This is a genomic window from Pantoea anthophila, assembly GCF_026104315.1.
In the GTDB taxonomy this organism is placed as follows: domain Bacteria; phylum Pseudomonadota; class Gammaproteobacteria; order Enterobacterales; family Enterobacteriaceae; genus Pantoea; species Pantoea anthophila.
The window spans coordinates 305,064-327,831 of sequence record NZ_CP110471.1 but is presented as its reverse complement, the minus strand read 5'-3'; the positions used below and the strand labels follow the sequence as shown (position 1 = coordinate 327,831).

General features: G+C 58.9%; 18 protein-coding genes. 12 read left to right on the top strand and 6 right to left on the bottom strand.

Annotated features, from left to right (window positions below):
* Window positions 1-44: 44 nt before the first annotated feature.
* The 5 genes from cspE to OJ965_RS01540 all read left to right on the top strand — a co-directional run bounded on the left by cspE (window position 45) and on the right by OJ965_RS01540 (window position 4,960).
* The gene (cspE, locus tag OJ965_RS01560; protein ID WP_003855207.1) at window positions 45-257 is read left to right on the top strand and encodes a transcription antiterminator/RNA stability regulator CspE; all 213 of its coding nucleotides are present in this window, start codon (window positions 45-47) and stop codon (window positions 255-257) included.
* Between the two features lie 301 nt (window positions 258-558).
* Entirely contained in the window at window positions 559-1,470 is a 912-nt protein-coding gene (locus OJ965_RS01555) for a DMT family transporter (protein WP_265135363.1), read from the top strand.
* A gap of 142 nt (window positions 1,471-1,612) precedes the next feature.
* Window positions 1,613-2,842 (top strand): MFS transporter, encoded by a 1,230-nt coding sequence (locus OJ965_RS01550; protein WP_265135362.1) that lies wholly within the window; start codon window positions 1,613-1,615, stop codon window positions 2,840-2,842.
* A 26-nt stretch (window positions 2,843-2,868) separates the two neighbouring features.
* Window positions 2,869-3,933, top strand: coding sequence for a sugar phosphate isomerase/epimerase family protein (locus OJ965_RS01545; RefSeq protein ID WP_265135361.1), 1,065 nt, complete (start codon window positions 2,869-2,871; stop codon window positions 3,931-3,933).
* 46 nt (window positions 3,934-3,979) lie between these two features.
* Entirely contained in the window at window positions 3,980-4,960 is a 981-nt protein-coding gene (locus tag OJ965_RS01540; protein WP_265135360.1) for a LacI family DNA-binding transcriptional regulator, read from the top strand.
* A gap of 129 nt (window positions 4,961-5,089) precedes the next feature.
* Here OJ965_RS01540 and OJ965_RS01535 read toward each other — a convergent pair whose 3' ends face one another.
* From OJ965_RS01535 to OJ965_RS01520, 4 genes are read right to left on the bottom strand one after another with little or no spacing between them, the layout of a single operon-like run.
* Window positions 5,090-5,911, bottom strand: coding sequence for an alpha/beta fold hydrolase (locus OJ965_RS01535; RefSeq protein WP_046102644.1), 822 nt, complete (start codon window positions 5,909-5,911; stop codon window positions 5,090-5,092).
* Between the two features lie 50 nt (window positions 5,912-5,961).
* Window positions 5,962-7,590 (bottom strand): MFS transporter, encoded by a 1,629-nt coding sequence (locus OJ965_RS01530; RefSeq protein ID WP_265135359.1) that lies wholly within the window; start codon window positions 7,588-7,590, stop codon window positions 5,962-5,964.
* On the bottom strand, window positions 7,577-7,999 hold the full coding sequence (locus OJ965_RS01525) for a DoxX family protein (RefSeq protein ID WP_265135592.1): 423 nt from the start codon (window positions 7,997-7,999) through the stop codon (window positions 7,577-7,579). Before OJ965_RS01525 ends, OJ965_RS01530 begins: the two co-directional genes overlap by 14 nt.
* A gap of 2 nt (window positions 8,000-8,001) precedes the next feature.
* Window positions 8,002-9,879, bottom strand: a complete 1,878-nt coding sequence (locus tag OJ965_RS01520) for an amidohydrolase (protein ID WP_265135358.1) — start codon at window positions 9,877-9,879, stop codon at window positions 8,002-8,004.
* Window positions 9,880-10,166: 287 nt separating this feature from the next.
* Here OJ965_RS01520 and OJ965_RS01515 point away from each other — a divergent pair, with 287 nt between their 5' ends.
* The 5 genes from OJ965_RS01515 to OJ965_RS01495 all read left to right on the top strand — a co-directional run bounded on the left by OJ965_RS01515 (window position 10,167) and on the right by OJ965_RS01495 (window position 17,364).
* The gene (locus OJ965_RS01515; RefSeq protein ID WP_010670331.1) at window positions 10,167-10,859 is read left to right on the top strand and encodes a hydrolase; all 693 of its coding nucleotides are present in this window, start codon (window positions 10,167-10,169) and stop codon (window positions 10,857-10,859) included.
* A gap of 63 nt (window positions 10,860-10,922) precedes the next feature.
* A complete protein-coding gene (locus OJ965_RS01510) occupies window positions 10,923-11,141 on the top strand; it encodes a DUF1427 family protein (protein WP_009093002.1) in 219 nt (72 codons plus the stop codon).
* Between the two features lie 7 nt (window positions 11,142-11,148).
* On the top strand, window positions 11,149-11,403 hold the full coding sequence (locus tag OJ965_RS01505) for a XapX domain-containing protein (protein ID WP_009093001.1): 255 nt from the start codon (window positions 11,149-11,151) through the stop codon (window positions 11,401-11,403).
* A gap of 43 nt (window positions 11,404-11,446) precedes the next feature.
* Entirely contained in the window at window positions 11,447-11,830 is a 384-nt protein-coding gene (locus OJ965_RS01500; RefSeq protein WP_009093000.1) for a response regulator transcription factor, read from the top strand.
* Entirely contained in the window at window positions 11,830-17,364 is a 5,535-nt protein-coding gene (locus OJ965_RS01495) for an ATP-binding sensor histidine kinase (protein WP_265135357.1), read from the top strand. The genes OJ965_RS01500 and OJ965_RS01495 overlap by 1 nt, the downstream gene beginning before the upstream one ends.
* A 25-nt stretch (window positions 17,365-17,389) precedes the next feature.
* Here OJ965_RS01495 and OJ965_RS01490 read toward each other — a convergent pair whose 3' ends face one another.
* Window positions 17,390-18,010, bottom strand: a complete 621-nt coding sequence (locus tag OJ965_RS01490) for a response regulator transcription factor (RefSeq protein WP_009092998.1) — start codon at window positions 18,008-18,010, stop codon at window positions 17,390-17,392.
* Between the two features lie 834 nt (window positions 18,011-18,844).
* On the opposite strand from OJ965_RS01490, the gene fdhF reads away from it, so the two are divergent.
* Window positions 18,845-21,817: a formate dehydrogenase subunit alpha gene (gene fdhF / locus OJ965_RS01485; protein ID WP_265135356.1), complete on the top strand. Its 2,973-nt coding sequence runs from the start codon at window positions 18,845-18,847 to the stop codon at window positions 21,815-21,817.
* Complete coding sequence (locus OJ965_RS01480) at window positions 21,817-22,302, top strand: helical membrane plugin domain-containing protein (RefSeq protein ID WP_265135355.1); 486 nt, start codon at window positions 21,817-21,819, stop codon at window positions 22,300-22,302. The genes fdhF and OJ965_RS01480 overlap by 1 nt, the downstream gene beginning before the upstream one ends.
* A gap of 15 nt (window positions 22,303-22,317) precedes the next feature.
* On the opposite strand, the gene OJ965_RS01475 is transcribed toward OJ965_RS01480, so the two are convergent.
* On the bottom strand, window positions 22,318-22,725 hold the full coding sequence (locus OJ965_RS01475; protein WP_154928727.1) for a GFA family protein: 408 nt from the start codon (window positions 22,723-22,725) through the stop codon (window positions 22,318-22,320).
* Between the last annotated feature and the right edge of the window lie 43 nt (window positions 22,726-22,768).

Sequence of the window (22,768 nt, the reverse complement as noted above, 5' to 3'; positions counted from 1 at the left end):
AGGCCATCTCTGCCACATCGTGGCTCATTATTAAGGAAGTATCGATGTCGAATAAAATGACTGGTTTAGTAAAATGGTTTGATGCGGGCAAAGGTTTTGGTTTTATCTCCCCGCAGGATGGCAGCAAAGATGTATTCGTTCATTTCTCTGCCATTCAGAGCAACGATTATAAAACCCTCGATGAAGGTCAGCAGGTCGAATTCACCATTGAAAACGGCGCGAAAGGCCCATCAGCGGCAAACGTTGTCCCGATGTAACGTCTGATGATCAATGCGGCTTACGATAGCGATGACGGCAACAGCCTGAGCAGTTAAGCGAGCATTGATGATTGAAAAAACCCGCCCTGTGCGGGTTTTTTGCGTTTTGAAGCCTGCCATTAAGCCACTCCCTCCTGACAGCGGATGAGCCGCTGACCTCTTCATGCCGTAAAACGGTGAGAAAAAAAGATAAAATGCCGTCAGCAGGCTTATCGCGGCAGATAGCCGTTTATCGCTGTGCGACTATAGAGGCAAAGAACTTCTCCTGCTGACGTTTACCACCCGGAAGGTTATCTGCTCTATGAACGCCTCTGCTGGCATTGCAATGAAGGTCATGGCTGCGCTGAGCTCCACGCTGATGCTGGCCTGTGTAAAACAACTGGATGGGGCGATACCGGTTGGCGAAGTGATCTTTTTTCGCTCGCTGCTGGCGCTGGTGCCGCTGTTAATCTGGCTGCGTATCCAGGGCAGCGTGCTGGACGGCATCCGCACCCGTAACATTCGCGGCCACGTTGTGCGCGGGCTGGCGGGGACCGGTGGGCTCTATTTCAGCTATCTTTCGCTGCTTTATATCTCACTGACGGATGCCACCGCGATCAACTATGCCGCGCCGCTGTTTACCGTGCTGCTGGCGGCACTGCTGCTGCGTGAAAAAGTCCGTCATCACCGCTGGGTTGCCGTCTTTATGGGATTCACCGGCATTCTGGTCATGTTCTCCGGGCATCTCTCGCTGACGCAGCAGGGCAGCTTCTCGCTCTCCGCGTCGGCCGGGATCCTGCTGGCGTTAATGGCCGCATTCTGCACCGCCTGTGCGCTGGTTCAGATCCGCTTTCTTAACGGCAAAGAGAAACCGGGCGCTATTGCTTTCTGGTTCGCCATCACCACCGCCTTAACGTCGCTGGTTACGCTGCCTGCCGGATGGAAGGTGCCGCAGGGCAATCAACTGGCGTTGCTGGTGGGCTGCGGGTTGCTGGGCGGCATCACCCAGATTCTGATGACGCTGAGTCTGCGCTACGCCGAGGCCTCACTACTGGCCCCGTTTGACTACACCACCCTGATCTGGTCGGTGGCGGTGGGCTATCTGCTGCTGGGCAACCTGCCGGACTCTGCCACCATGGTCGGTGCGATTCTGGTGGTAACAGGGGGTCTCTACGCCGTGCTCTATGAGCGTTATCGTTTCCGCAAAACGCAGATGGCGAATGTCAGCTCATGATCTGCAGCGTCCGGCGCGTGTGTAAAGCGCGTAATGATAACGCAGCGTTAATAATTTGTGATCCCGGCGAGAGAAGCTCATTTTGTAATCGATTACTTTTACACTCAGACAAGGTAATCGATGACTCACGGGTGAGGTTCCTATGATTGCAACGGTGCAGGAGAGTGCAGGCCAGCGGGTGCAGCATAAGCTGCTGGTTCCGCGCCTCTCTCTGATGATGTTTATGCAGTTCTTTATCTGGGGCAGCTGGTCGGTGACGCTGGGCCTGGTCATGACCCGCCACAACATGCCGTTGCTGATCGGGGATGCCTTCTCTGCCGGGCCTATCGCCTCGATTCTGTCGCCGTTTGTGCTCGGCATGCTGGTGGATCGCTTTTTCCCTTCCCAGAAGGTGATGGCGGTGATGAATCTGGCCGGTGCGATGATTCTCTGGTTTGTGCCACAGGCGCTTATGGCAGAGAACGGAGCGCTGCTGATCGCGCTCTTATTTGGCTACACGCTCTGCTTTATGCCGACGCTGGCGCTCGCAAACAACATCGCTTTTCACAGCCTCGCCAGCAGTGAGAAGAGTTTTCCCATCGTCAGGGTTTTCGGCACTATCGGCTGGATTGCGGCGGGGATCTTTATTGGCGTGGCCGCCATTGCCGACAGTGTGGCCGTGTTCCAGCTGGCCGCACTCTGTTCCGTGCTGCTCGCTCTTTACAGCCTGACGCTGCCGCACACGCCAGCGCCCGCTAAAGGTCTGCCGGTGAAAGTCCGCGATCTCTTCTGCGCGGATGCCTTTGCCCTGCTTAAACAGCGTCATTTCTTTGTCTTCGCGCTGTGCGCCACCCTGATCTCGATTCCGCTGGGCACCTACTACGCCTTCACCGCCTCCTGGCTGGCGGATGCCGGTGTCCGCAACGTCAGCACACTGATGTCACTGGGCCAGATGTCTGAAATTCTCTTCATGCTGATCATCCCGCTGCTGTTTCGCCGCCTCGGCGTGAAGGCGATGCTGCTGATTGGCATGTCAGCGTGGTTTGTGCGTTATGCCCTGTTTGCACTGGGCATGAGTGATGAGACGCGCACCCTGATCTACCTCGGCATTCTGCTGCATGGCGTCTGCTACGACTTCTTTTTTGTGGTGGGATTTATCTACACCGATCGCATCGCCGGTGAAAAGGTCAAGGGACAGGCGCAGAGCATGGTGGTGATGTTCACCTATGGCATCGGCATGCTGCTGGGTTCGCAAATCTCCGGCGCGCTCTACAACCATCTGGTTGCGGGTCAGGTGAGTGCGCAGAACTGGGCGCTGTTCTGGTGGATTCCTGCGGGCGCCGCCGCGCTGATCGCGATTATTTTCTTCTTCTCTTTCCGTTTCCGTGAATAAGCGCTGGCGGCGCGCAGGAGCGACAGATGAAAACAGTTAAAGGGCCGGGACTCTTCCTGTCACAGTTCATTACCTCTCAGCCTCCGTTCAACTCGCTGGCCGGGCTGGCGGAATGGGCGGCGGGACTGGGATACCGGGCGCTGCAGATCCCCTGCCATCAGCCCGCCATTTTTGACCTCGAACAGGCGGCGGTGAGCCAGACTTACTGTGATGACGTGCGGGGGGTGCTGGCCGATTCTGGCCTCGAAATCAGCGAACTGTCGACGCATCTCGAAGGGCAGCTGATTGCCGTCAATCCCGTCTTCGATAGCGCTTTCGATAATTTTGCACCGGCAACGCTGCGTGGCGATCCTGCCAGGCGCACGGAGTGGGCGATGACCACACTCAGACGTGCCGCAGCCGCGTCGGAAAGGCTCGGCCTGCGCGCTCACGCCACCTTCTCCGGCTCGCTTGCCTGGCCCTGGTTCTATCCCTGGCCGCCCCACAATGCCGCGCTGTTTGCAGAAGCCTTTGCCGAACTGGCGCGCCGCTGGTTGCCGCTGCTGGACGTTTTTGACCAGCACGGTGTTGATCTCTGTTATGAGATCCATCCCGGCGAAGATCTGCATGACGGTGTCACGTTTGAACGTTTTCTGGCTGAGGTCAATCATCATCCCCGCTGCAATATCCTGTTCGATCCCAGCCATCTTCACCTGCAACACATCGATTATCTGCAGTTCATCGACCACTACCATTCACGCATCAAAGCCTTTCACGTCAAGGACGCGGAGTATCAGATTAACGGGCGTAGCGGGGTCTATGGCGGCTATCAGCCCTGGCTGACGCGCGCCGGGCGTTTTCGCTCGCCAGGCGACGGCCAGATAGACTTCGGCGACATCTTCAGTAAGCTGGCGCAGTATGACTATGACGGCTGGGCGGTACTGGAGTGGGAGTGTTGCCTGAAGGCGGGTGAGACGGGCGCGCGGGAAGGTGCGGCGTTTATCCAGCGTCATATTATTCCGGTGGCCGATCGCGCCTTTGATGATTTTGCCGCGTCCGGTGAAAACCGCCCGTCAGTGCGTCAGCAGCTGGGGCTGGATCGCGATGCGTGAAGTGCGCGGATAACCGGAACCGCACAGGATTAAAACAGGGAGCGCTATGTCTGTTCAGAAAATCGCCCGGATGGCCGGGGTGTCCGTCGCCACGGTTTCCAGAGTGCTGAATAACAGCGACCGGGTTAAACCGGCCAACCGGGAGAAAGTGCTGGCGGCGATAGAAGAGAGCCGCTATCAGCCCAATCTGCTGGCGCGACAGCTGCGCACCGCCCGCAGCTCGATGATTCTGGTGCTGGTCTCCGATATCTCTAACCCCTTCTGCGCTGAAGTGGTGAAAGGCATTGAGGCGCAGGCGGAGCAACAGGGGTATCGCATTCTGCTCTGTAATTCGGGGGCCGATATCGCCCGATCACGTTCCAGTCTGCAACTGCTTTCCGGCAAGATGGTGGATGGCATCATCACCATGGACGCTTTCAGTAAGCTGCCGGAGCTGAGTCAGCTGATTGGCGCGGCACCCTGGGTGCAGTGCGCCGAACACGATGATGAGGGGCGGGTCTCCTGCGTCGGCATTGACGATCAGCGTGCCGCGCAGGCTGTGGTGCGACATCTGGCCGCCCAGGGACGCCAGCGTATTGCGCTGATCAATCATGATCTGAGCTACAAATATGCCCGGCTGCGGCAGCAGGGCTACCTCCGGCAACTGGAAGAGGAGCAGCGGGAATGGCAGACCATCATCTGCGCCAGCGCGTTGAGTTTCAGCGCCGGTAAAGCGGCGATGCTTGCGCTGCTGGCCGGGGAGACGCGGCCCGATGCGGTGTTTGCCGTGTCTGACACGCTGGCGGCAGGGGCGATGGCGGCGATCCAGCAGGCGGGCCTGCGGATCCCGCAGGATATTGCCGTGGTGGGGTTCGATGGCAGCGACCTGGCGGAGATGGTGTCTCCTCCGTTAACGACCCTGGCACAGCCTTCAGGCGTGATGGGGCGCCGGGCCTGCGAGCTGCTGCTGCAAAAAATCGCCCAGCCCGATGTGCCGCCGCAGCGGGTAGTGATGCCGGCTAAGCTGGTGGTGCGGGCCAGTGGTTAAAGATGCGGATTCCGGCACAATGACGGGAGGTGAAGCGACAGTGGGGGACAATCCGGCATGAACCGGCTGTCGCTGGCAAGGCGCTCAGGCGGGTGAAAAGGGCGCAGTCGCGGCTGCGCCCTGTGTGGGTCAGAGTGCGTTCAGGAAGGCCAGCAGATCCTGATTCAGCTGATCCTGATGCGTCACCGCAAAACCATGCGGCGCATTGTCATAAACCTTCAGTTCCGCCCCCTCAATCATCTCCGCCGCCACTTTGCCGGTAGACTCAAACGGAACGACCTGATCGTTGCTGCCATGAATCACCAGCGTCGGCACCTTCACCTTCGCCACGTCTGCACGGAAATCGGTTTCGGCAAAGGCCGTCACGCAATCCACGGTGCTTTTCAGCGAGGCCAGCAGGGCAATGTTCAGCGTCTGCGTCAGAACGCCCTCGGAAACGGTCTGCCCGGCGTTGGTGCCATAGAAGGGAGTGGCAAACTCTTTGATAAACTGGGCGCGATCCTTAAGCAGGCCGTCGCGGATACCTTCAAAGACCGACATATCCACCCCCTGCGGATAGTCTGCCGTTTTACCAAAGATGGGTGTGACTGCACCCAGCAGCACCAGCGCCGCCACGCGATCGCTGCCATACTGGCCGATGTAGCGCGTCACGTCGCCGCCACCCATAGAAAAACCGACCAGCGTCACCTGCTGCAGATCCAGATGGGTGATGAGATCGTTGATATCTGAGGCAAAGGTGTCGTAATTATTGCCGTTCCAGGGTTGATCGGAGCGACCAAAACCGCGGCGGTCAAAGGCAATCACGCGATAACCGCGCCCGGCCAAGAAGTTCATCTGGCTATCCCACATATCCGCGTCCAGCGGCCAGCCGTGACTGAATAAAACAGGCTTACCGGTGCCCCAGTCCTTAAAATAGATTTGCGTGCCGTCGGTTGCTTTAAAGGTGCTCATGATATTGCCCTCTGTCTGACGTGATGGATGATATGTCGGTGATGCGCCCGTTAAACCGGGGCCACCAGATAGCGAACTTCAGGGGCGGTTTCACCCTGATGAAAGGCGAAAACCCGCCGCTCAATCTTTTTATCGTTCATGGTGTAGCGCGCCTTCTGCCGCAGATGTTCGACCCAGGAGCCCACCACAAACGTTTCCACGAAAATGCCGGGCTGCAGAATATCTTCATAAAGAGACCAGCTGATGGCGCCGCCGCGACGCCTCACCCGCCGCATATCCTGCATGCAGATCGTAAAGGCGTGTACATCATCAAGCGTAACCCGATATTCGTAATTCACCATCACCGGTCCGCGTTCATGGCGGATATCCAGTGCGGGGGGTGTGACGCCATCCCCGATTATGTCGAGATTGAGATCGGGGTCCTGATCGAGCCGCCAGCGCCAGACGGTCGCGCTGGCGATGACCATCCCTGCCGCGGCGATGCAGAGTGACAGTGGAATGCTGAAGCGGGAGGCGAGCTGTCCCCAGATTGCGCTGCCTGCGGTCATGGAACCGAAGAAGAGCGTCAGATAGACCGCCAGCGCACGCGCTTTCACCCACTTCGCGGCACTGCGCTGTGCGCCGAGATTCAGCGTCGACAGCACCGTAATCCAGGCCAGCCCGGTGAAAAACTCACACGCATTCAGCAGCCAGAAGTGGCGCACAAAGGCGAGTGCCAGCAGGGTCAGGGCGAAGATCAGGCTGGCGATGACCATCAGGCGATCGGAACTGAAATGACGCCGCAGACGCGGCAGCAGCACCGCGCCGGTAATCGCGCCGACACCGATGCAGGCCAGCATAATGCCGTAGCCGCCGGGGCCAAGGCCGAGTTCACGCCGCGCCACCAGCGGCAGCAGCGCCCAGCCCGCACTGCCAAACAGAAAGAATGCCAGGGTGCGAACCAGGACGTTTCGCAACACCGGTGCAGCGTGAACATAACGCAGACCGGCGCGCACCGCCGAAAAGAAGTGCTCAGGGGGCAGACGCTGAATGGCCGGCTCCGCTTTCCAGCGCCAGAGCACCCAGGTCACACCCAGCACCGACAGCGCATTGAGCAGAAAGACCATCCACGGGCCGGTAAACGACAGGATCAGGCCGCCCAGCGCCGGACCTATCGCGCGGCTGATATTGATACCCAGCGAGTTAAGGGCAATCGCGGCACCCAGCTCCTTTTTTGCGACCAGATCCGGCACGATTGCCTGGAAGGGGGGCGAACTCATGGCAGCCCCGGCGCTCAGTAAAAAGGCGGCGGCCAGCAGGTATTCCGGTGTCACCTGTCCGGTCCAGGCGAGCAGCGTCAGACCGGCGGCGGCAATAAATGTCCAGATCTGAGAAAAGAGCAGGTATTTACGACGGTCAATGATATCGGCCATGACGCCGGAAGGCAGCGCGAACAGAAACATCGGCAGGCTGCTGGCCGCCTGAACCAGCGCGACGGCCAGCGGGTCAGCACTCAGCGTCAGCATGCTCCAGTTGACCCCCACATCGTTCATCCATGACCCAATATTGGAAACCACGGTCGCAATCCAGAGCATGCGGAACACCGGCTGGCGCAGTGGCGCTAAGGGCGACACCTCGCCAGCGGGCTGTTCACCAGGCTGGGCCTGTTCAGACAGCTGAATATCCTTAGCCTGCGCCATGACGAACCTCCCGGGGTTTTGCCGCGCCCGGCCGCCAGTCGCCCGGCCCGGTCAGTGCCAGCGTGGTAAAGATGATCAGCAACAGCCAGCCGAACTGGCCCTCCGCCAGTGACCAGTCCGGATGCACCACCAGCATCGCGACCAGCAGAACCCCGATGATGGGCAGGCAGGCAATCCGACTCCCCCAGCCGAAGATAATGAGGATCGGGCAGATCACTTCCGCCAGAATGGCCGGCAGCAGGCTCATCATCGGGCCCAGCCCAAACGGGTCCTCGATACGCGTCAGTTCTTCGCTGAAATGCAGAATTTTCGGCACGCCATGCACCTGTAACAGCAGCAGGCTGCCGGTCAGGCGCAGGAAGAACAGCCCCGCATTAAGACGGGGCGAGTAAGCAGATACGTTCTTCATCATCAGAATGCAAAGCAGCTGCAGCCCAGCGCCCCCCAGAAGGCGTTATCCTCAGCGACCGGCACGCCGGCACCACGGGCAATTTCGTGCGAATGGCGATGGACACCGCACGGGCCACTGCAATGGTGCGCGGCAGGCATCATCCCGGCACGGCTCTGTGCCACCGGCGGCGCGCTGCGATAGTGGCCGGGAACCCTGACCACCGGCGACCACTCTGGCAGAACCGGAATGCCGGGCGGTGCCTCCGTGCTGAATGCACCGGCGGCATAGACGATATTGCCATCCACCACGGTCAGCACGGACTCGATGCCCTTGATCTCCTCTTCCGGCACGCTGAAGTAGTCTTTGCTCAGCACCGCCAGATCCGCCAGCTGTCCGACCTGGATCTGACCTTTTTTGCCCTGCTCACTGGAGAACCAGGCGCTGCCCTGGGTCCAGAGCATCAGCGCCGTGTCGCGGTCAAGGCGGGCATTGACGTCATACATCTGCATGCCGCCCACGGTGCGGCCGGAAACCAGCCAGTAGAGTGCGGTCCAGGGGTTGTAGCTGGCCACGCGGGTCGCATCGGTGCCGAGTCCGACCGGAACGCCGGTTTCCAGCATTTTCTGCACCGGCGGCGTATCGCGGGTCGCCTCAATGCCGTAACGCTCCGCAAAATATTCCCCCTGGAAGGCCATGCGGTGCTGCACGGCAATGCCGCCGCCCAGCGCTTTGATACGGTCGATATTTCGCTGTGTGATCATCTCCGCGTGATCGAAGAACCAGTGCAGCCCGTTGAACGGAATGTCACGGTCGACCTTCTCGAATACATCCAGCATCCGGCTAATCGATTCGTCATAGGTCGCATGCAGGCGGAAAGGCCAGCGATGTTCCACCAGATGACGCACCACGCGCTCCAGCTCATCCTCCATGCCGGGGGCCAGGTCGGGTCGCGGCTCCAGAAAGTCTTCAAAGTCGGCGGCTGAGAAGACCAGCATTTCACCTGCGCCGTTGTGACGGAAATAGTCGCTGCCCTGACCTGGCGTCAGCATGTCAGTCCACTTTTCGAAGTCCTCCAGCTCATGGCCCGGACGCTGGGTAAAAAGGTTATAGGCGATGCGCACCGTCATCTGCTTTTTCTGATGCAGCTCTGCAATCACCTCGTAATCTTCGGGATAGTTCTGGAAGCCGCCGCCCGCATCAATGGCGCTGGTCAGCCCCAGGCGATTCAGCTCACGCATAAACTGCCGGGTTGAGTTGACCTGCTGCTCCAGTGGCAGCGTCGGGCCTTTCGCCAGCGTGGCGTAAAGGATCATGGCGTTGGGACGGGCGATCAGCAGGCCGGTAGGATTACCGTTGCTGTCGCGCTGGATTTCTCCCCCCGGCGGGTTGGGCGTCTCTCTGGTGTAGCCGACCGCTTTCAGCGCGGCGCGGTTGATCAGGGCGCGGTCATAGAGGTGCAGCAGGAAGACCGGTGTGTCGGGCGCTGCTTCATTGATCTCATCCAGCGTCGGCATGCGCCGCTCGGCAAACTGAAATTCCGTCCAGCCGCCCACGACCCGTACCCACTGAGGCGTCGGGGTTCGCAGTGCCTGATCTCTCAGCATCCTCAGCGCATCCTCGACAGAGGGAACGCCCTCCCAGCGCAGCTCAAGGTTGTAGTTCAGGCCACCGCGGATCAGGTGCAAGTGAGAGTCATTAAGACCAGGCACGGCGGTGTGACCTTTAAGATCGATCACCCTGGTGCCGTCGCAATGAAACGCCATCGCGTCGGCAAGCGTTCCCACCGCAACAAATTTTCCGTCACGAATCGCAACGGCTTCTGCCACCGGATTGCTGCGGTCAACAGTATGAAATTTGCCATGGGTCAGTATCAGTTCAGCTTTACCCAGCGTAACCATAGATCCTCCTCAATGGGGTTGTCCGGCATCGCGCCGGACAGGAAGTGCCGCAGACAGGCGGCCACGAATCAGGCGGATTATGGTGAGCGGGCTGAGGGCGCGTCTAGTTATACAGAGGGATACCTATACCTTCGTATAGTTATACGCAGAGATAATAGTTTGCCGTGACAGCTCACCCTAAACTGGGTTCAGACAGCCAGCAGCGGGGTGTTAACCCGGTACAGGCTGCTCCTTTTGCTCCGCGCCGGTTGGCGGAATTCCGTTACTTAACCTCTATGGGTGAACGCATGTCCAACGCTAAGCTTGAAGTCCTTACGCCACATAACAGCCAGATTATTTTTATCGACCAGCAGCCGCAGATGGCCTTTGGTGTGCAGTCCATTGACCGTCAGGTGCTGAAAAACAACACGGTCGCCCTGGCGAAGGCGGCGAAAGTCTTCAATATCCCCACCATCATCACGACGGTCGAAACGGAAAGTTTCTCCGGTCATACCTATCCGGAGCTGCTGGATGTGTTCCCAGGACAGGATATTCTGGAGCGCAGCTCAATGAACTCCTGGGATGACCAGAAAGTGCGTGACGCGCTGGCGGCAAACGGAAAGAAAAAGGTGGTGGTGTCAGGCCTCTGGACGGAAGTGTGCAATAACAGCTTTGCGCTGTGCGCGATGCTGGAAGGGGATTACGAGATCTACATGGTGGCGGATGCTTCTGGCGGCACCACCAAAGAAGCGCACGACTACGCCATGCAACGCATGATTCAGGCGGGTGTGGTGCCGGTCACCTGGCAGCAGGTGATGCTGGAGTGGCAGCGTGACTGGGCCAACCGTGACACTTACGATGCGGTGATGAACATTGCCAAAGAACACTCAGGTGCCTACGGCATTGGTGTGGATTACGCCTATACCATGGTGCACAAAGCGCCATCCCGTCAGAAGAGTGAACACCGTACCCTGGCTCCGGTGCACGCACCCGTCCGCTAAGTCGCGTGCTGCTGATCGGTGCCCCTGGTCCGGTCAGCAGCGTGGCAAAACAGGAGTCCGGTGATGAATCCTTTTCTTCTTTCCCTGGCGGCAGGGAGTGTAATCGGTGTGCTTTATGGCCTGCTTAAGGTGCGTTCGCCCGCTCCGCCAGCGATTGCGCTGGTGGGACTGCTGGGGATGCTGCTGGGCGGGGCGCTGATCGATGCGATCCTGCCTGCTGAGCAGCCTGCCACTCTCCAGCAGCAGAGTCCTGCACGGCCTGTGACAGCCACAACGGGATAAGCCGATCATGTTGAAATCCTACATTATTTCTCTCGCGGTGGGTCTGCTGGCTGGGGTAATCTATGCCCTGATCAACGTCAATTCACCGGCACCGCCTGTCATGGCGCTGCTGGGACTCTTTGGCATGCTGGTGGGGGAGCAGCTGGTTCCGCTGGCGACGCGTCTGTGCCGCCGCCAGCCCGTCACGCTGAGGTGGTTTCGCCATGAATGTGTGCCAAAAATCAGTGGCACACCGCCGCCCGACGGCGATAAAACGCCCTAAGTCCTCGCCTGCCACAGGGTGAGGCGTTCCAGAGGATATCTGCATGACGCTGTCACAGCGTATTATCATTGTTGATGATGAACGCGCGGTCCGCAGTGGACTGAGCAATCTGTTGCATTCAGACGGCTACGCCACCCGATTATTTGAGTCCGGTGAGGCGCTGCTGAACGATGATGATGCGCTGGCCGGGGCGGCGATGCTGATTATTGATATCGGACTGAAGGGGATGTCCGGTTTTGAGCTGTTTACGCTTCTGAAACAGCGGCCCGGCCTGCCGCCGGTCATTTTTATCTCGGCCGATCAGGAAGAGACAACGCTCTGGTATGCCGTGGCACTGGGTGCCGTGACCTTTTTGCGCAAGCCCATTGATGTTGATACGCTGCTGACGCTGATCCGTTGTGCGTTATCTCAGGGAGAAGCGCGCTGATGAGCACTCTTTCACTCACTGTTCATGAGGGTGACGACGCGGGCTCCACCCCTGACGAAACCGACACGCTGACCACGCTGGCGCAGGATGGCTGCCTGTGCTGGATAGCGGTTCAGCGTCCTTCCGGCGACGCATTCATTATCGCGACGCCTCAAAGTGACGAGGTCACGTATCAGGCCACGCAGCGGCTTAAGAATGAACGGGCGCTGGCGGGATATCTTTCGCCACGCTGGGCCATCACCGCCACAGGCTCCACCCGCTACCAGAATCGTTATGCGCTCGTTTATCCCGCCTTTCCCTTTCAGACCCTGGCGCACAGGCTGGCGCATCCTCCGGGCACCCTGGCGGATTTTCTCGAGGTGGCGCTGCGACTTTGCGCCACGCTCAGTCAGGCGCATCATCAGGGCATCGTCCATGGGGATATCAAGCCAGACCATTTCTTCATCGGTGACGATGACCGCTTTCTGCTGGGCAATTTCGGGCTCGCCACCCTGGCGGGGCAGTCGGCGGAGGGTCTGCGCGCCTCTGGCGGGACCCTGGCCTACATGTCACCTGAACATACCGGGCGGACACCCCATCCGGTCAGCACGCTCAGCGATCTCTACAGCCTGGGCGTGGTGCTCTATCAATACCTGACCGGCAGGCTTCCCTTTGGCTCTCCTTGTGCGGGTGAGGCGGAGTGGATCCACCATCACATTGCCACCGCTCCCCGGCCCGCCGATCAGGTCAGAGAGGCGGTGCCAGCCATTCTCTCTGCCATTCTGCTGCGCCTGCTGGCCAAATCACCCGCTGAGCGATACCAGACGGCTCAGGGCGTGATGGCTGACTTACGCCGCTGTCAGGCGACGCTGACAGCAGAGAACACCATCGAACCGTTCACGCCCGGCCTGCAGGAACCGTTTATCGCCGGGTTTCGCGCCACGGGTCTGTTTATGCAGCATCCGCAGGCGCATCAGTTGCTGAGAACGCTGGATGACGTCAGCCGCAGCGGTACGCAGCGCCTGGTCATGCTGAGCGGCGCGCCCGGTTCAGGCAAATCGGCCCTTATCGCCTCTGCTCTGAAAAACCTGCAGCGCCGACAGGTACTGCTGGCGGCAAGCAAGGCCGACCCGCTTTCGCCGATGGCCCCTTATGCCCCGCTCGCCTCCGCGCTGCGCAGCGTAACGCTTTACCTGTCAGGACTGTCCGCTCCGGAGGTCAGCCAATGGCGAATTCGCCTGCGGCAGCGCCTGAGCGGCTATGCCGATCTGGCCATTGAACTGGTGCCGGAGCTGAAACAGCTGCTCAACCTCCGGGCGGTGCAGCCGGTGGTGCGCCCTGCCCAGGAGGCCCGCGATCAGTTCAATCTGATGGTTTCTGCGCTTATTGACGCTTTTGCCACGCCTGAGCGGCCGCTGGTGTTGCTGATTGATGATGTTCACTGGGCAGACAATGCCACGCTGCAATTGCTGGAGCATCTGGTCACCCGTAATGCCCATCTGCCCTGGATGCTGGTGCTGGCCTTCCGGGAGGGAGACGCGATGCCCTGTCCGATGGTGGCCGGATTTCTGCTGCGGATCAGAGCCTCCGCGGCGCGGGTGGTGGTGCTGACGCCCCAGCCGCTCAGCGTTAAAGGCATCGCCCGCTGGCTGGCTGACATGCTGCATTCCCGCCCCTGCGGCCATCGCGAACTGGCACAGATCCTCTATGAGAAAACCGGCGGCAATCCGCTTTCTGTTCAGACCTTCTTTCGGCAGGCGGTTGAGGATGGGGTGATTGCGGTGCGTCAGAGCCCGCTGAAGTGGCATTACGACCGCGGGCAGCTGATTGCGCGACAGTACACTGACAATGTCGCCGGTCTGGTCCTCGATCAGCTGGCGCAGCTCCCGGCGATCACCCGCCAGCTGCTGGGATCGCTGGCCTGTCTGGGTGCCAGTGGTGAGCTCGCCCTGATCGCTCATATCAGCGCGCATCCTGTGGCGCAAATTATCGAATGGCTTGAACCGGCCGTCAGCGGTCGCTTCATTACCCTGACGGGCGGGGAGTACGCCTTTACCCATGACCGGGTCCATCACGCGGCGTTTTTACTGCTCGATCTCCGGCAGCAACAGCATCTTCATCAGCAAGCCGCGGCCTGGCTGACAGCCGCCGCCGTTACCGCTGAAAGTCATGAGGCGCTCTTCAGAACGGTTTATCACGTGGACAGAATTGCTGAACTGCCGCTCTGCGCCACCGACTGCGAGCGTTATTATCCGCTCTGCCTGCGTGCCGCACAGGCGGCGAAACGCGCCGGGGACTATCTTTCAGCGTTGCGCTATCTGCGCACTGCGCAACGGCTGGGTCAGCAGGGCGTCAGCGGGAGTGATTTTATGCTGCGTATCGATGAGGCGGAGTGCGAGTTTTTACAGGGCAATCTCGCCACCGCGCAAATGCTCTGTAGCCAGTTGCTGAGCAAACCGGGCACGCTCAGTGAGAAATCGCTGGCAGCCTGTCTGGCTACCGAAATTCATATGCGGCAGTCTGACAACCATCTCGCGCTGGAAACCGCACTCGCCTGGCTGGCAGTTTCCGGCGTGCACTTCAGGCGTGACCCGGATGAGTCGGAGATTGACGCCGCCTGGCAGGCGCTCAGGGCGAGAATGGGCGACTCGCCGCATGCCGCCTTTTCCCGCCTGCCGCTGAACGAGAATCGTGACATTGAAGCGGTGCTCGATCTGATGGCCAGCACCATTTATGTCTCCGCCTACGACTGTCCGCAACTGCATCTGTTACTGGTCTGCCGTATGCTGGAGATGACGCTGGATCACGGCATGACCGGCGCTTCTGCGTTCAGCCTGGCCTGGCTGAGCGTGCTGATTGGCGAACGCTATCAGGCCTGGCAGTTTGCCTATGCCTGTGGCCGTGTAGCCCGTGAGCTGGTGGAGCAGCATGATTTTGCCCGCTATAAAGCGCGCACGATGCTGCCGCTGGATCAGGTCGGGATCTGGACACAGCCCATTGACGTTGCGGTGGAATCTGCCCGGGAGAGTTTCCGTGTTGCGGTGCAGCATGGCGATCGCTCCTTTGCCTGCCTCGCGCTGCGTCATCAGATTATGAACATGCTGACGCGGGGCGATCATCTTGAGTCGGTGCAGACCTCCATTGAGCGGGGCCTCGCCTTTACGCGTGAAACGCATTATCCCGATGTCGAAAACGTGCTGGTGATGCAGAAGCACCTGGTGGTGCAGTTGCGTGACCGCAATGGGTTCAGGGCCGGGGATCGCGCAGATTCTCTGCCGCTGGTGGCGGGCAGTGAACCGGGCCCGGTCGCTGGCCCTAAAGCGATGGTGCGCTTCTGGGCCGGTCTCTATCAGGGAATGGCGCATTTTTATGCCACTGAATATGATGACGCACTGCGCTGTTTTGCGGAGATTCGCCCACTGATCAGCGCGGTTCCGGCTTATATCTACCTGATGGATCTGCATTTTTACAGCGCCTTATCACTGTGTCAGCAGCGCCGGTCAGCAGACCGCGCGGCGCTGGATCACCATCTGGAGACGTTTTCGGGCTGGGCTCGCCTCAACCCGGGACTGTTTGCTGACAAAGTTGCCCTGCTGCGGGCAGAGCGCGCGCGCCTCAGGCAGGAGACAGGTGATGCGCTGACGCTGTATGAGGAGGCGATCCGGCTCTCACGCCAGGCGGGTTATCTGCACATTCATGCGCTGGCGAATCAGCTGGCGGGCCGCTGCTGCAAAGCCCTGCAGCTTGATACCGCCGCGGACGCCTATCTTAAAGCGGCGATGGCGAGCTGGGAAAACTGGGGTGCGCAGGCGCTGGTGCACCAGCTGGAGCAGCACGTTCCGCATCAGACCGTGCCAGTACCGGAGAGTGCACTGACCACCATCCCCTTTATGCAGAATGCCTCTTTTTACGATCTGGAGAGCATGCTGACGGCTGTGCGTGCCCTGACCGAGGAGATCAATCTGGATCGGCTGGTGCATACCCTGATGCGTATGCTGCTGGAACGCGCCGGGGCCCAGCGTTGCAGGCTCATCCGGGTTCTGGAGGGCAGTCTTCCGGAGACGCAGGCCTGGGCCGAAAGTACGGCCGATGGCGTGCGGGTGCAGATAGTCAAAGAGCGACCTGTCGCGACCGATCTCCCTTTGTCGGTTCTCTCTGCCGTCATCCGCACCGGTCAGGAGATCCGCACCGGCAAACCGGAAGCGTTCAGCCCCTTCAGTCAGGACCCCTATCTGGTGGCGTCGGGTGCCGCCGTATTGTGTGTGCCGATGTTCAGGCAGGCGACGCTGGTTGGCGTGCTCTATCTGGAAAATCGCCTGATGCCCGACGCGTTTACCGCTGAACACTCGCACATTGTCAAAACCCTGAGTGCGCAGGCAGCCGTCTCGCTGGAGACGGCACGGCTCTATGCCGAGTTGCTGGAGGAGAACAACCACCGGCGACGGGTAGAGAAACAGCTGCGCGCCAGTAAAACCTCGCTGATGCTCGGCGAGAAGATCAGCCATACCGGCACCTGGCGCTGGGAGGTCACTGAGGACATGATGCGGGTATCCGATGAGTATGGCCGCATTATGGGCCTGCCCGCCGGCCAGAAAAGATTGTCGATGGCTGACTTTCTGACCCGGGTGCATCCCGATGACCACACCTGCATCAGTGAACTCGTTACGCACAGCGTCAGTCAGGGACGCAGTATGCAGGCTGAGTTCCGCGTGCTCAGACCGGACGGTGAGTGTCGCTATATCAAAGGCATCGGCGAACCGGTGGAAAACTACCCCGACGTTAAAGAGTACTTCGGCACGATTACGGATATCACCTCACAGCGCGCGGCTGAAGATAGTGCGCGAATGGCGCAGGCCGATCTGGCGCGGGTAACACGCGCTAACACGGTCGGGCAACTCACTGCGTCCATCGCGCACGAAATTAATCAGCCGCTGATGTCGATAGTCGCTAACGCCGGAGCCAGCCTGCGCTGGTTAAAGCGGGAACCGCTGATGCTGGAAAATGTTACCAGCGGTCTTAATGAGATTATCAATGAGGGTAAGCGAGCCGGGGAGATTATTCGTGGTCTGCAGGCGCTGACCCGCAACAACGAATCGAACTTCGCCTCTGAGAATCTGCATCTGATCGCCCGGGATATACTGGCGCTCTCCAGGATTGAGCTGGAGCGACGGGGGATCTCCCTGGAGCTGAAGTTCAGGGCCGTAAAGGCGGATATTTTCTGCGATCGCGTGCAGATTCAGCAGGTGCTGCTGAATCTGGTGATCAATGCTATCGATGCCATGTCCGATGAATTACCCCGTGCAGCCCTGCTGCGTCTCACCTCCGAAAACCCGACGCCGGAAACGCTGCGGTTTGAGGTGCAGGATAGCGGCTGCGGCTTACCGGATGAGGTGCGTGAGCGGATCTTTGAGTCGTTCTACACCACGAAAAAAAGCGGCATGGGGATGGGACTGACCATCAGCAAAGGGATCATCAAAAAGCATCACGGTGAGTTAGGTGCGGAGAACCGGGCGGAAGGCGGCAGCCGCTTCTGGTTCACGCTTCCGCTGGGATAATGGCGCGGCGTCGCTGCGCAGGCACTCAGCGACGCCGGGTATGATCGATGTTGAGCCGTTCTGCCGCCCGGACGAGATCGGTCAGCGAACGCGCATTCATCTTCTCCATCACCCGCCGCTTGTGGACTTTTGCCGTGATTTCACTGACGCCCATCTCGGCGGCAATCTGCTTGTTCAGCAGGCCACTGATTGCCAGCAGCATCACCTCACTTTCACGCGGGGTCAGCGTCTGATGTCGCTGCAGTAACTCACGCCGCTCCTCAGAGGAAGCCATATTCTGCTCAGCGATGCGTAAGGCCTCCGATACCGCCTGCAATATACGGTCGGGATCGACCGGTTTGGTCAGAAACTCATACGCGCCGGTTTTCATCGCCCGCACCGTGACCGGAATCGTGCCGAAGCCGGTCAGAAAGATGGTGGGAATGGCATATCCGCGATCGATTAACGACCGGGCGATATCAAACCCATCTGCGTCCGGCAGATTAATATCCAGAATCAGGCAACAGGGCAGGGACGTCAGCGTGTGCGCCAGAAACGCTTGCGCAGAAGAAAAAGCGATAACCGTGTAATCGTCAGCAATAAAGAGATTGCACAATGCAGAGGTCACTGCTGCGTCGTCGTCAACGATATATACGATGGGATTCATTGGAACCTCATTCCAGCCAGTTGTTTACTGGTCAGTTAATTAATCATGACGTACCAGAAGGCCCTGATAAGAAAGTCACGGGCAGGGTTAACAGGATATTACCATAACAATTATCATTATCATCCTTTTATTGCAGGGGCGCACTGATTCGGATAAATGGCTGATTGGTATGGCTAAATGATGAGCGCCCACGCCTGATATGATCGCGAATTTCACGGTGGGCAATATCGGGACAGGCTCAGTTCATCCTCCTGTTTATAACAGGCTGAGAGGAGTGACCAGCGGACAGGAGAATAGGACTGTTGCGGCATCATAATAATCCATAGAGCGGCCGAGACGATAAAATCGTTTCAGCCTTATTTCGTCTGAAATAATGAAGTGACGGTGCGTTATTACACTCAGTTAATAAGCGGTACGGTAAACCGGCACCTGTCAGATAAACACGGAGACGTTTTCTGCCGAAAAAAGCGTTATACAAGGCAGGATAAAACGCGCGTGACGTTTCAGATAAATGGCTTCTCACTTTTTCATAGTTACAACATACCTGATAAGAGGCCTGGACACCCTTCTTCAGCAGCGGCATAAATATCGCTTAGCAGCGGAACCCCATTGAGGCGGGCATCGTCCGACGCCTGTCTCATCAGGCGCGCTGATTCTGTCTGGTAAAAAGTCATTACATTTAAAAAAAGCCTTAACTGTCAGCGATTAACCCGGATAAGCGTAGCCGTACAGATGGCGTAGTGGCTAATCCTCACTAAGCTTGTGAGGCAACCCTATAAATTCAGGGGTATTTTTCCAGCCGGAAGCTATTCGCAATGTCGCCATGGGGCTTATATGAGTGAAAATTACTGCACTATTGTTTTCAATGGTGAACGGATGCAGGGCCTGGCCGACCAGCCGCTGATCGATTTTCTGGATGCCCAGGGAAAAAAATTGCCTCATGTCTGTTACCATCCGGCGCTGTCGCCCTTACAGAGCTGTGATGTCTGCTGGGTGGAAGCCAACGGTGAGCGGGTGCGGGGCTGTACGCTGCGAACCGAAGAGGGCTTAACGGTGCAGAGTGAAGGCCAGGTGCTGGAGGCGATGCAGCAGGAGGGGATGGATCGCCTGCTTAACCGTCATGAGCTCTACTGCACCGTCTGCGAACACAATACCGGGGACTGCACGCTGCATAACGCCGTGGCCGATATGCACATTCCGATTCAGTACTATCCTCATCAGCCCAAGCCCTACGCGAAAGATCACTCTAATCCGTTTTACACCTACGACCCTGACCAGTGCATCCTGTGCGGCCGCTGTGTTGAAGCGTGCCAGAATGTCGAGGTTAACGAGACGCTCTCCATTGACTACACCCAGGCGCACCCGCGTGTGCTGTGGGATGGCGGCACCGAAATCGCCGGCTCCAGCTGCGTCAGCTGTGGTCACTGCGTCACCGTCTGCCCCTGTAATGCGCTGCTGGAAAAAACCATGCAGCCCGATGCGGGGCCGTTCACGGCGATGGATGAAGGGCTGAAGCGCCCGCTTATCGACTTCGTAAAAGCGCTGGAGAACAGCATCGGCATGGAGCCGATCACCGGCGTTTCAAAAATTGATGTGGCACTGCGGCAGTCGGAAATCAAACGGACTAAAACGGTCTGTACTTACTGCGGCGTCGGATGCAGTTTTGAAATCTGGACCCGCGATCGCCACATCCTGAAAATTCAGCCGGTGGCAGAGGCCCCCGCCAACGGTATTTCGACCTGCGTGAAAGGCAAATTCGGCTGGGACTTCGTGAACAGTCCTGAACGACTGACCACCCCGCTGATCCGTGAAAACGGACGTTTCCGCCCCGCCAGCTGGGATGAGGCGCTGCAACGGGTGGCGGAGGGGTTGCAGGCCGTGGCGCAGCGTCACGGCGGGGATGCGATTGGCTTTATCGGCTCCAGTAAAGCCAGCAACGAAGAAGCCTATCTGACGCAGAAAATTGCCCGGCTGATCTTCGGCACTAACAACGTCGACAACTCCTCCCGTTACTGCCAGAACCCGGCGACAGAGGGACTGTTTCGCACGGTGGGTTATGGCGGTGACGCCGGAACGATTGCAGACCTGCAGCAGACGGAACTGATAGTCCTGGTAGGCAGTAACCTCTCTGAAAATCACCCGGTTATCGCCTCTCACATCAAACAGAGTCACAAACATCGCGGTCAGAAGCTGCTGGTTGTCGATCCGCGCCGTCATGAAATGGCAGAGCGTGCCGATTGCTATCTGCGCATCCGTCCCGGCACCGATCTGGTGTGGGCCTCAGCGATGGCGAAATATATGTTTGACCACGGTTATGCCGATGAATCGTTTCTGGCGCAGCGGGTTAATCAGGTGGAGGCGTACCGGGCTTCACTGGCTCCCTTTACCCTGGCTTTTGCCAGCGAGATCTGTGGCCTGAGCGAACCGGCGCTGATCGAAGCCGCAGAGATGATCGGCCAGGCGGGCAGTGCCTGTATTTTATGGGCGATGGGCATCACGCAGCACAGCCACGGCGCAGACACCAGCACGGCACTGTCGAATCTGCTGCTGGTCACCGGCAACTATGGCCGGCCCGGCACCGGTGGCTATCCGATGCGGGGCCATAACAATGTGCAGGGCGCCAGTGACTTTGGCTGTCTGAGTAATCTCTACCCTGGCTATGAGAAAGTGACCGATCCGGCAATGCGTGAAAAATGGGCGCGTGCCTGGGGCGTGGCACCGGAAGCGCTCTCCGATAAAGTGGGTGCCGATAACTTTAAAATGGTGAAAGAGGCCGGTGAGGGCACGATTCGCGCAATGTACATCACCGGGGAGGATACGGCGTTTGCCGATGCCGATTCCGCGTCGGTGCACGCTGCCTTCAGTAAACTGGAATTTATGGTGGTGCAGGACATCTTTATGTCGCGCACCGCTGAATTTGCCGATGTTGTTTTGCCTGGCTGCCCGAGCGTCGAAAAAGAGGGCACCTATGTCAACACCGAGCGGCGTATCCAGCACTTCTCTCCGGCGATGAAACCCCTGGGTGACAGCCGGCCTGACTGGCAGATCTTCACCGAACTCGCCGCCCGTCTGGGCCACCCGTGGCACTATCCGAATCCCGGTGCGATCATGGCGGAGGCAGCAGGGATTGCAGAAATCTTTGCGGGCGTCAGCTATGAACAGCTGGTCGGCTGGCAGTCGCAGCTCTGGCCGGTGAGCGCGGCGGGCGAAAGCACTCCGCGGCTCTATACCGAGCGGTTTAACTTCCCGGATGGCAAAGCCCGGCTCTATCCGCTGAGCTGGCAGCCTCCCGCCGAGCAGGAGGATGCGGAATATAATCTGCTGCTGAATAACGGCCGGATGCTGGAGCATTTTCAGTCGATGAATCAGACCGGGCAGGGCGGACGCATGCTCTCACTCTCGCCCAACGCCTTTGTGGAGATCTCACCGGCGCTGGCGGCGTCGCGCAGCCTGACCGAAGGGGAGTGGGTGCGTATCACCTCGCGGCGCGGTTCGGTCGATGTGCCGGTTGTCATTACCGAACGCGTGGCCGGTCATATTCTCTTTATGCCAATCCACCACGGAAAGGATGGCGTTAATGCCCTGACCGGGGAACATCACGATCCTGATGTCAACACACCCGCCTATAAAGAGATTGCCGTCAATATGAAGCGCATTGACCGCCGGCCGCAGCCCGATCCGATGCCGCTTCACAACTTCCGGCACGGCAGCCGGACCCCACTCGATCATCTGCCCATTGAGCAAAAGTGGCAGCAGGCTGGCTATCGTGAGCCGCCTGAACATGTTGAAAAACCGGAGAAATTTTAATGGCTGAACGGATAACACATCAGGTTACGCCTGCGCGAACCGAACCGACCGCCAGAGAGGCGATGGATGAGCTGATTGAAAATCTCCACCAGCACGGTTTTCTGCGCCTGGCGAACGATCTGGTGAAGTCGAATAGCGAGGTGGGTAAGATTCTGGTGTCGGGTCTTAATCAGCCCGGCACGCAGAATGCCCTTCAGAACATTTCGCTGCTGATGATGACGCTGGGCAGCGTACCGCCCGAGCGGTTCAATCATCTGTTGCAGGCGATCCGTGATGCGGCAATGGCCGTCAAACCGGCGCGGGAAGAGGCCCGTCAGGAAAAAGCCGCGCCGGGCATTCGCGGCATCATCCGTCTGCTTAATGATGAGGAGCTGTGGCGCGGCCTGCGTCCTCTCCTGACGGCGCTGGATGTCTTCTCTCAGCAGATCGACAGGGAAGAGGAGAAACCGATCACCCGTTTCAGCGGCAAACCGAGCCGGGAATAGTGCTTCCCGGCTGGCTCAGCGGGTCGGCGTGTAAACCAGATGACCCGCGATCCCACCGGCACCGCCATCCTTGGGGTGATTCATGCCATCGGAGACCGGCACGTCGGTGAAATCAAAGGGCGAAACCCCGTCCAGGCAGGCGACGTTCACGCCGAACTGATCGGGTTGCGAGCGGCTCTGATGGAAGGTGTAGATGCCGCAGACCGAGCAGAAGTAGTGTCCCACCTGTTTGCTGTTAAAGCGATATTCGGTGAGCTGCGCGTCACCCTGCGTTAACGCCACGTTAGTGGCAAATACCACGACTGCGCCGCGCATCCGGCAAAATGAGCAGTTGCAGCGGCGCACCGTGTTAAACCCATCTTTCAGCGTCACCCTGAATGCCACTGCGCCACAGTGGCATTGAGCCGTTAGTTCTTCATGCATTGCCTTCTCCCGTGTCGTGTTTCCAGCCAGCTTTCAGCCTACG

What these genes read in the sequence shown, in the direction of transcription:
- cspE (WP_003855207.1), top strand. Translation starts at nt 45, where the DNA reads ATGTCGAATAAAATGACTGGTTTAGTAAAATGGTTTGATGCGGGCAAA.
- OJ965_RS01555 (WP_265135363.1), top strand. Translation starts at nt 559, where the DNA reads ATGAACGCCTCTGCTGGCATTGCAATGAAGGTCATGGCTGCGCTGAGC.
- OJ965_RS01550 (WP_265135362.1), top strand. Translation starts at nt 1,613, where the DNA reads ATGATTGCAACGGTGCAGGAGAGTGCAGGCCAGCGGGTGCAGCATAAG.
- OJ965_RS01545 (WP_265135361.1), top strand. Translation starts at nt 2,869, where the DNA reads ATGAAAACAGTTAAAGGGCCGGGACTCTTCCTGTCACAGTTCATTACC.
- OJ965_RS01540 (WP_265135360.1), top strand. Translation starts at nt 3,980, where the DNA reads ATGTCTGTTCAGAAAATCGCCCGGATGGCCGGGGTGTCCGTCGCCACG.
- OJ965_RS01535 (WP_046102644.1), bottom strand. Translation starts at nt 5,911, where the DNA reads ATGAGCACCTTTAAAGCAACCGACGGCACGCAAATCTATTTTAAGGAC.
- OJ965_RS01530 (WP_265135359.1), bottom strand. Translation starts at nt 7,590, where the DNA reads ATGGCGCAGGCTAAGGATATTCAGCTGTCTGAACAGGCCCAGCCTGGT.
- OJ965_RS01525 (WP_265135592.1), bottom strand. Translation starts at nt 7,999, where the DNA reads ATGAAGAACGTATCTGCTTACTCGCCCCGTCTTAATGCGGGGCTGTTC.
- OJ965_RS01520 (WP_265135358.1), bottom strand. Translation starts at nt 9,879, where the DNA reads ATGGTTACGCTGGGTAAAGCTGAACTGATACTGACCCATGGCAAATTT.
- OJ965_RS01515 (WP_010670331.1), top strand. Translation starts at nt 10,167, where the DNA reads ATGTCCAACGCTAAGCTTGAAGTCCTTACGCCACATAACAGCCAGATT.
- OJ965_RS01510 (WP_009093002.1), top strand. Translation starts at nt 10,923, where the DNA reads ATGAATCCTTTTCTTCTTTCCCTGGCGGCAGGGAGTGTAATCGGTGTG.
- OJ965_RS01505 (WP_009093001.1), top strand. Translation starts at nt 11,149, where the DNA reads ATGTTGAAATCCTACATTATTTCTCTCGCGGTGGGTCTGCTGGCTGGG.
- OJ965_RS01500 (WP_009093000.1), top strand. Translation starts at nt 11,447, where the DNA reads ATGACGCTGTCACAGCGTATTATCATTGTTGATGATGAACGCGCGGTC.
- OJ965_RS01495 (WP_265135357.1), top strand. Translation starts at nt 11,830, where the DNA reads ATGAGCACTCTTTCACTCACTGTTCATGAGGGTGACGACGCGGGCTCC.
- OJ965_RS01490 (WP_009092998.1), bottom strand. Translation starts at nt 18,010, where the DNA reads ATGAATCCCATCGTATATATCGTTGACGACGACGCAGCAGTGACCTCT.
- fdhF (WP_265135356.1), top strand. Translation starts at nt 18,845, where the DNA reads ATGAGTGAAAATTACTGCACTATTGTTTTCAATGGTGAACGGATGCAG.
- OJ965_RS01480 (WP_265135355.1), top strand. Translation starts at nt 21,817, where the DNA reads ATGGCTGAACGGATAACACATCAGGTTACGCCTGCGCGAACCGAACCG.
- OJ965_RS01475 (WP_154928727.1), bottom strand. Translation starts at nt 22,725, where the DNA reads ATGCATGAAGAACTAACGGCTCAATGCCACTGTGGCGCAGTGGCATTC.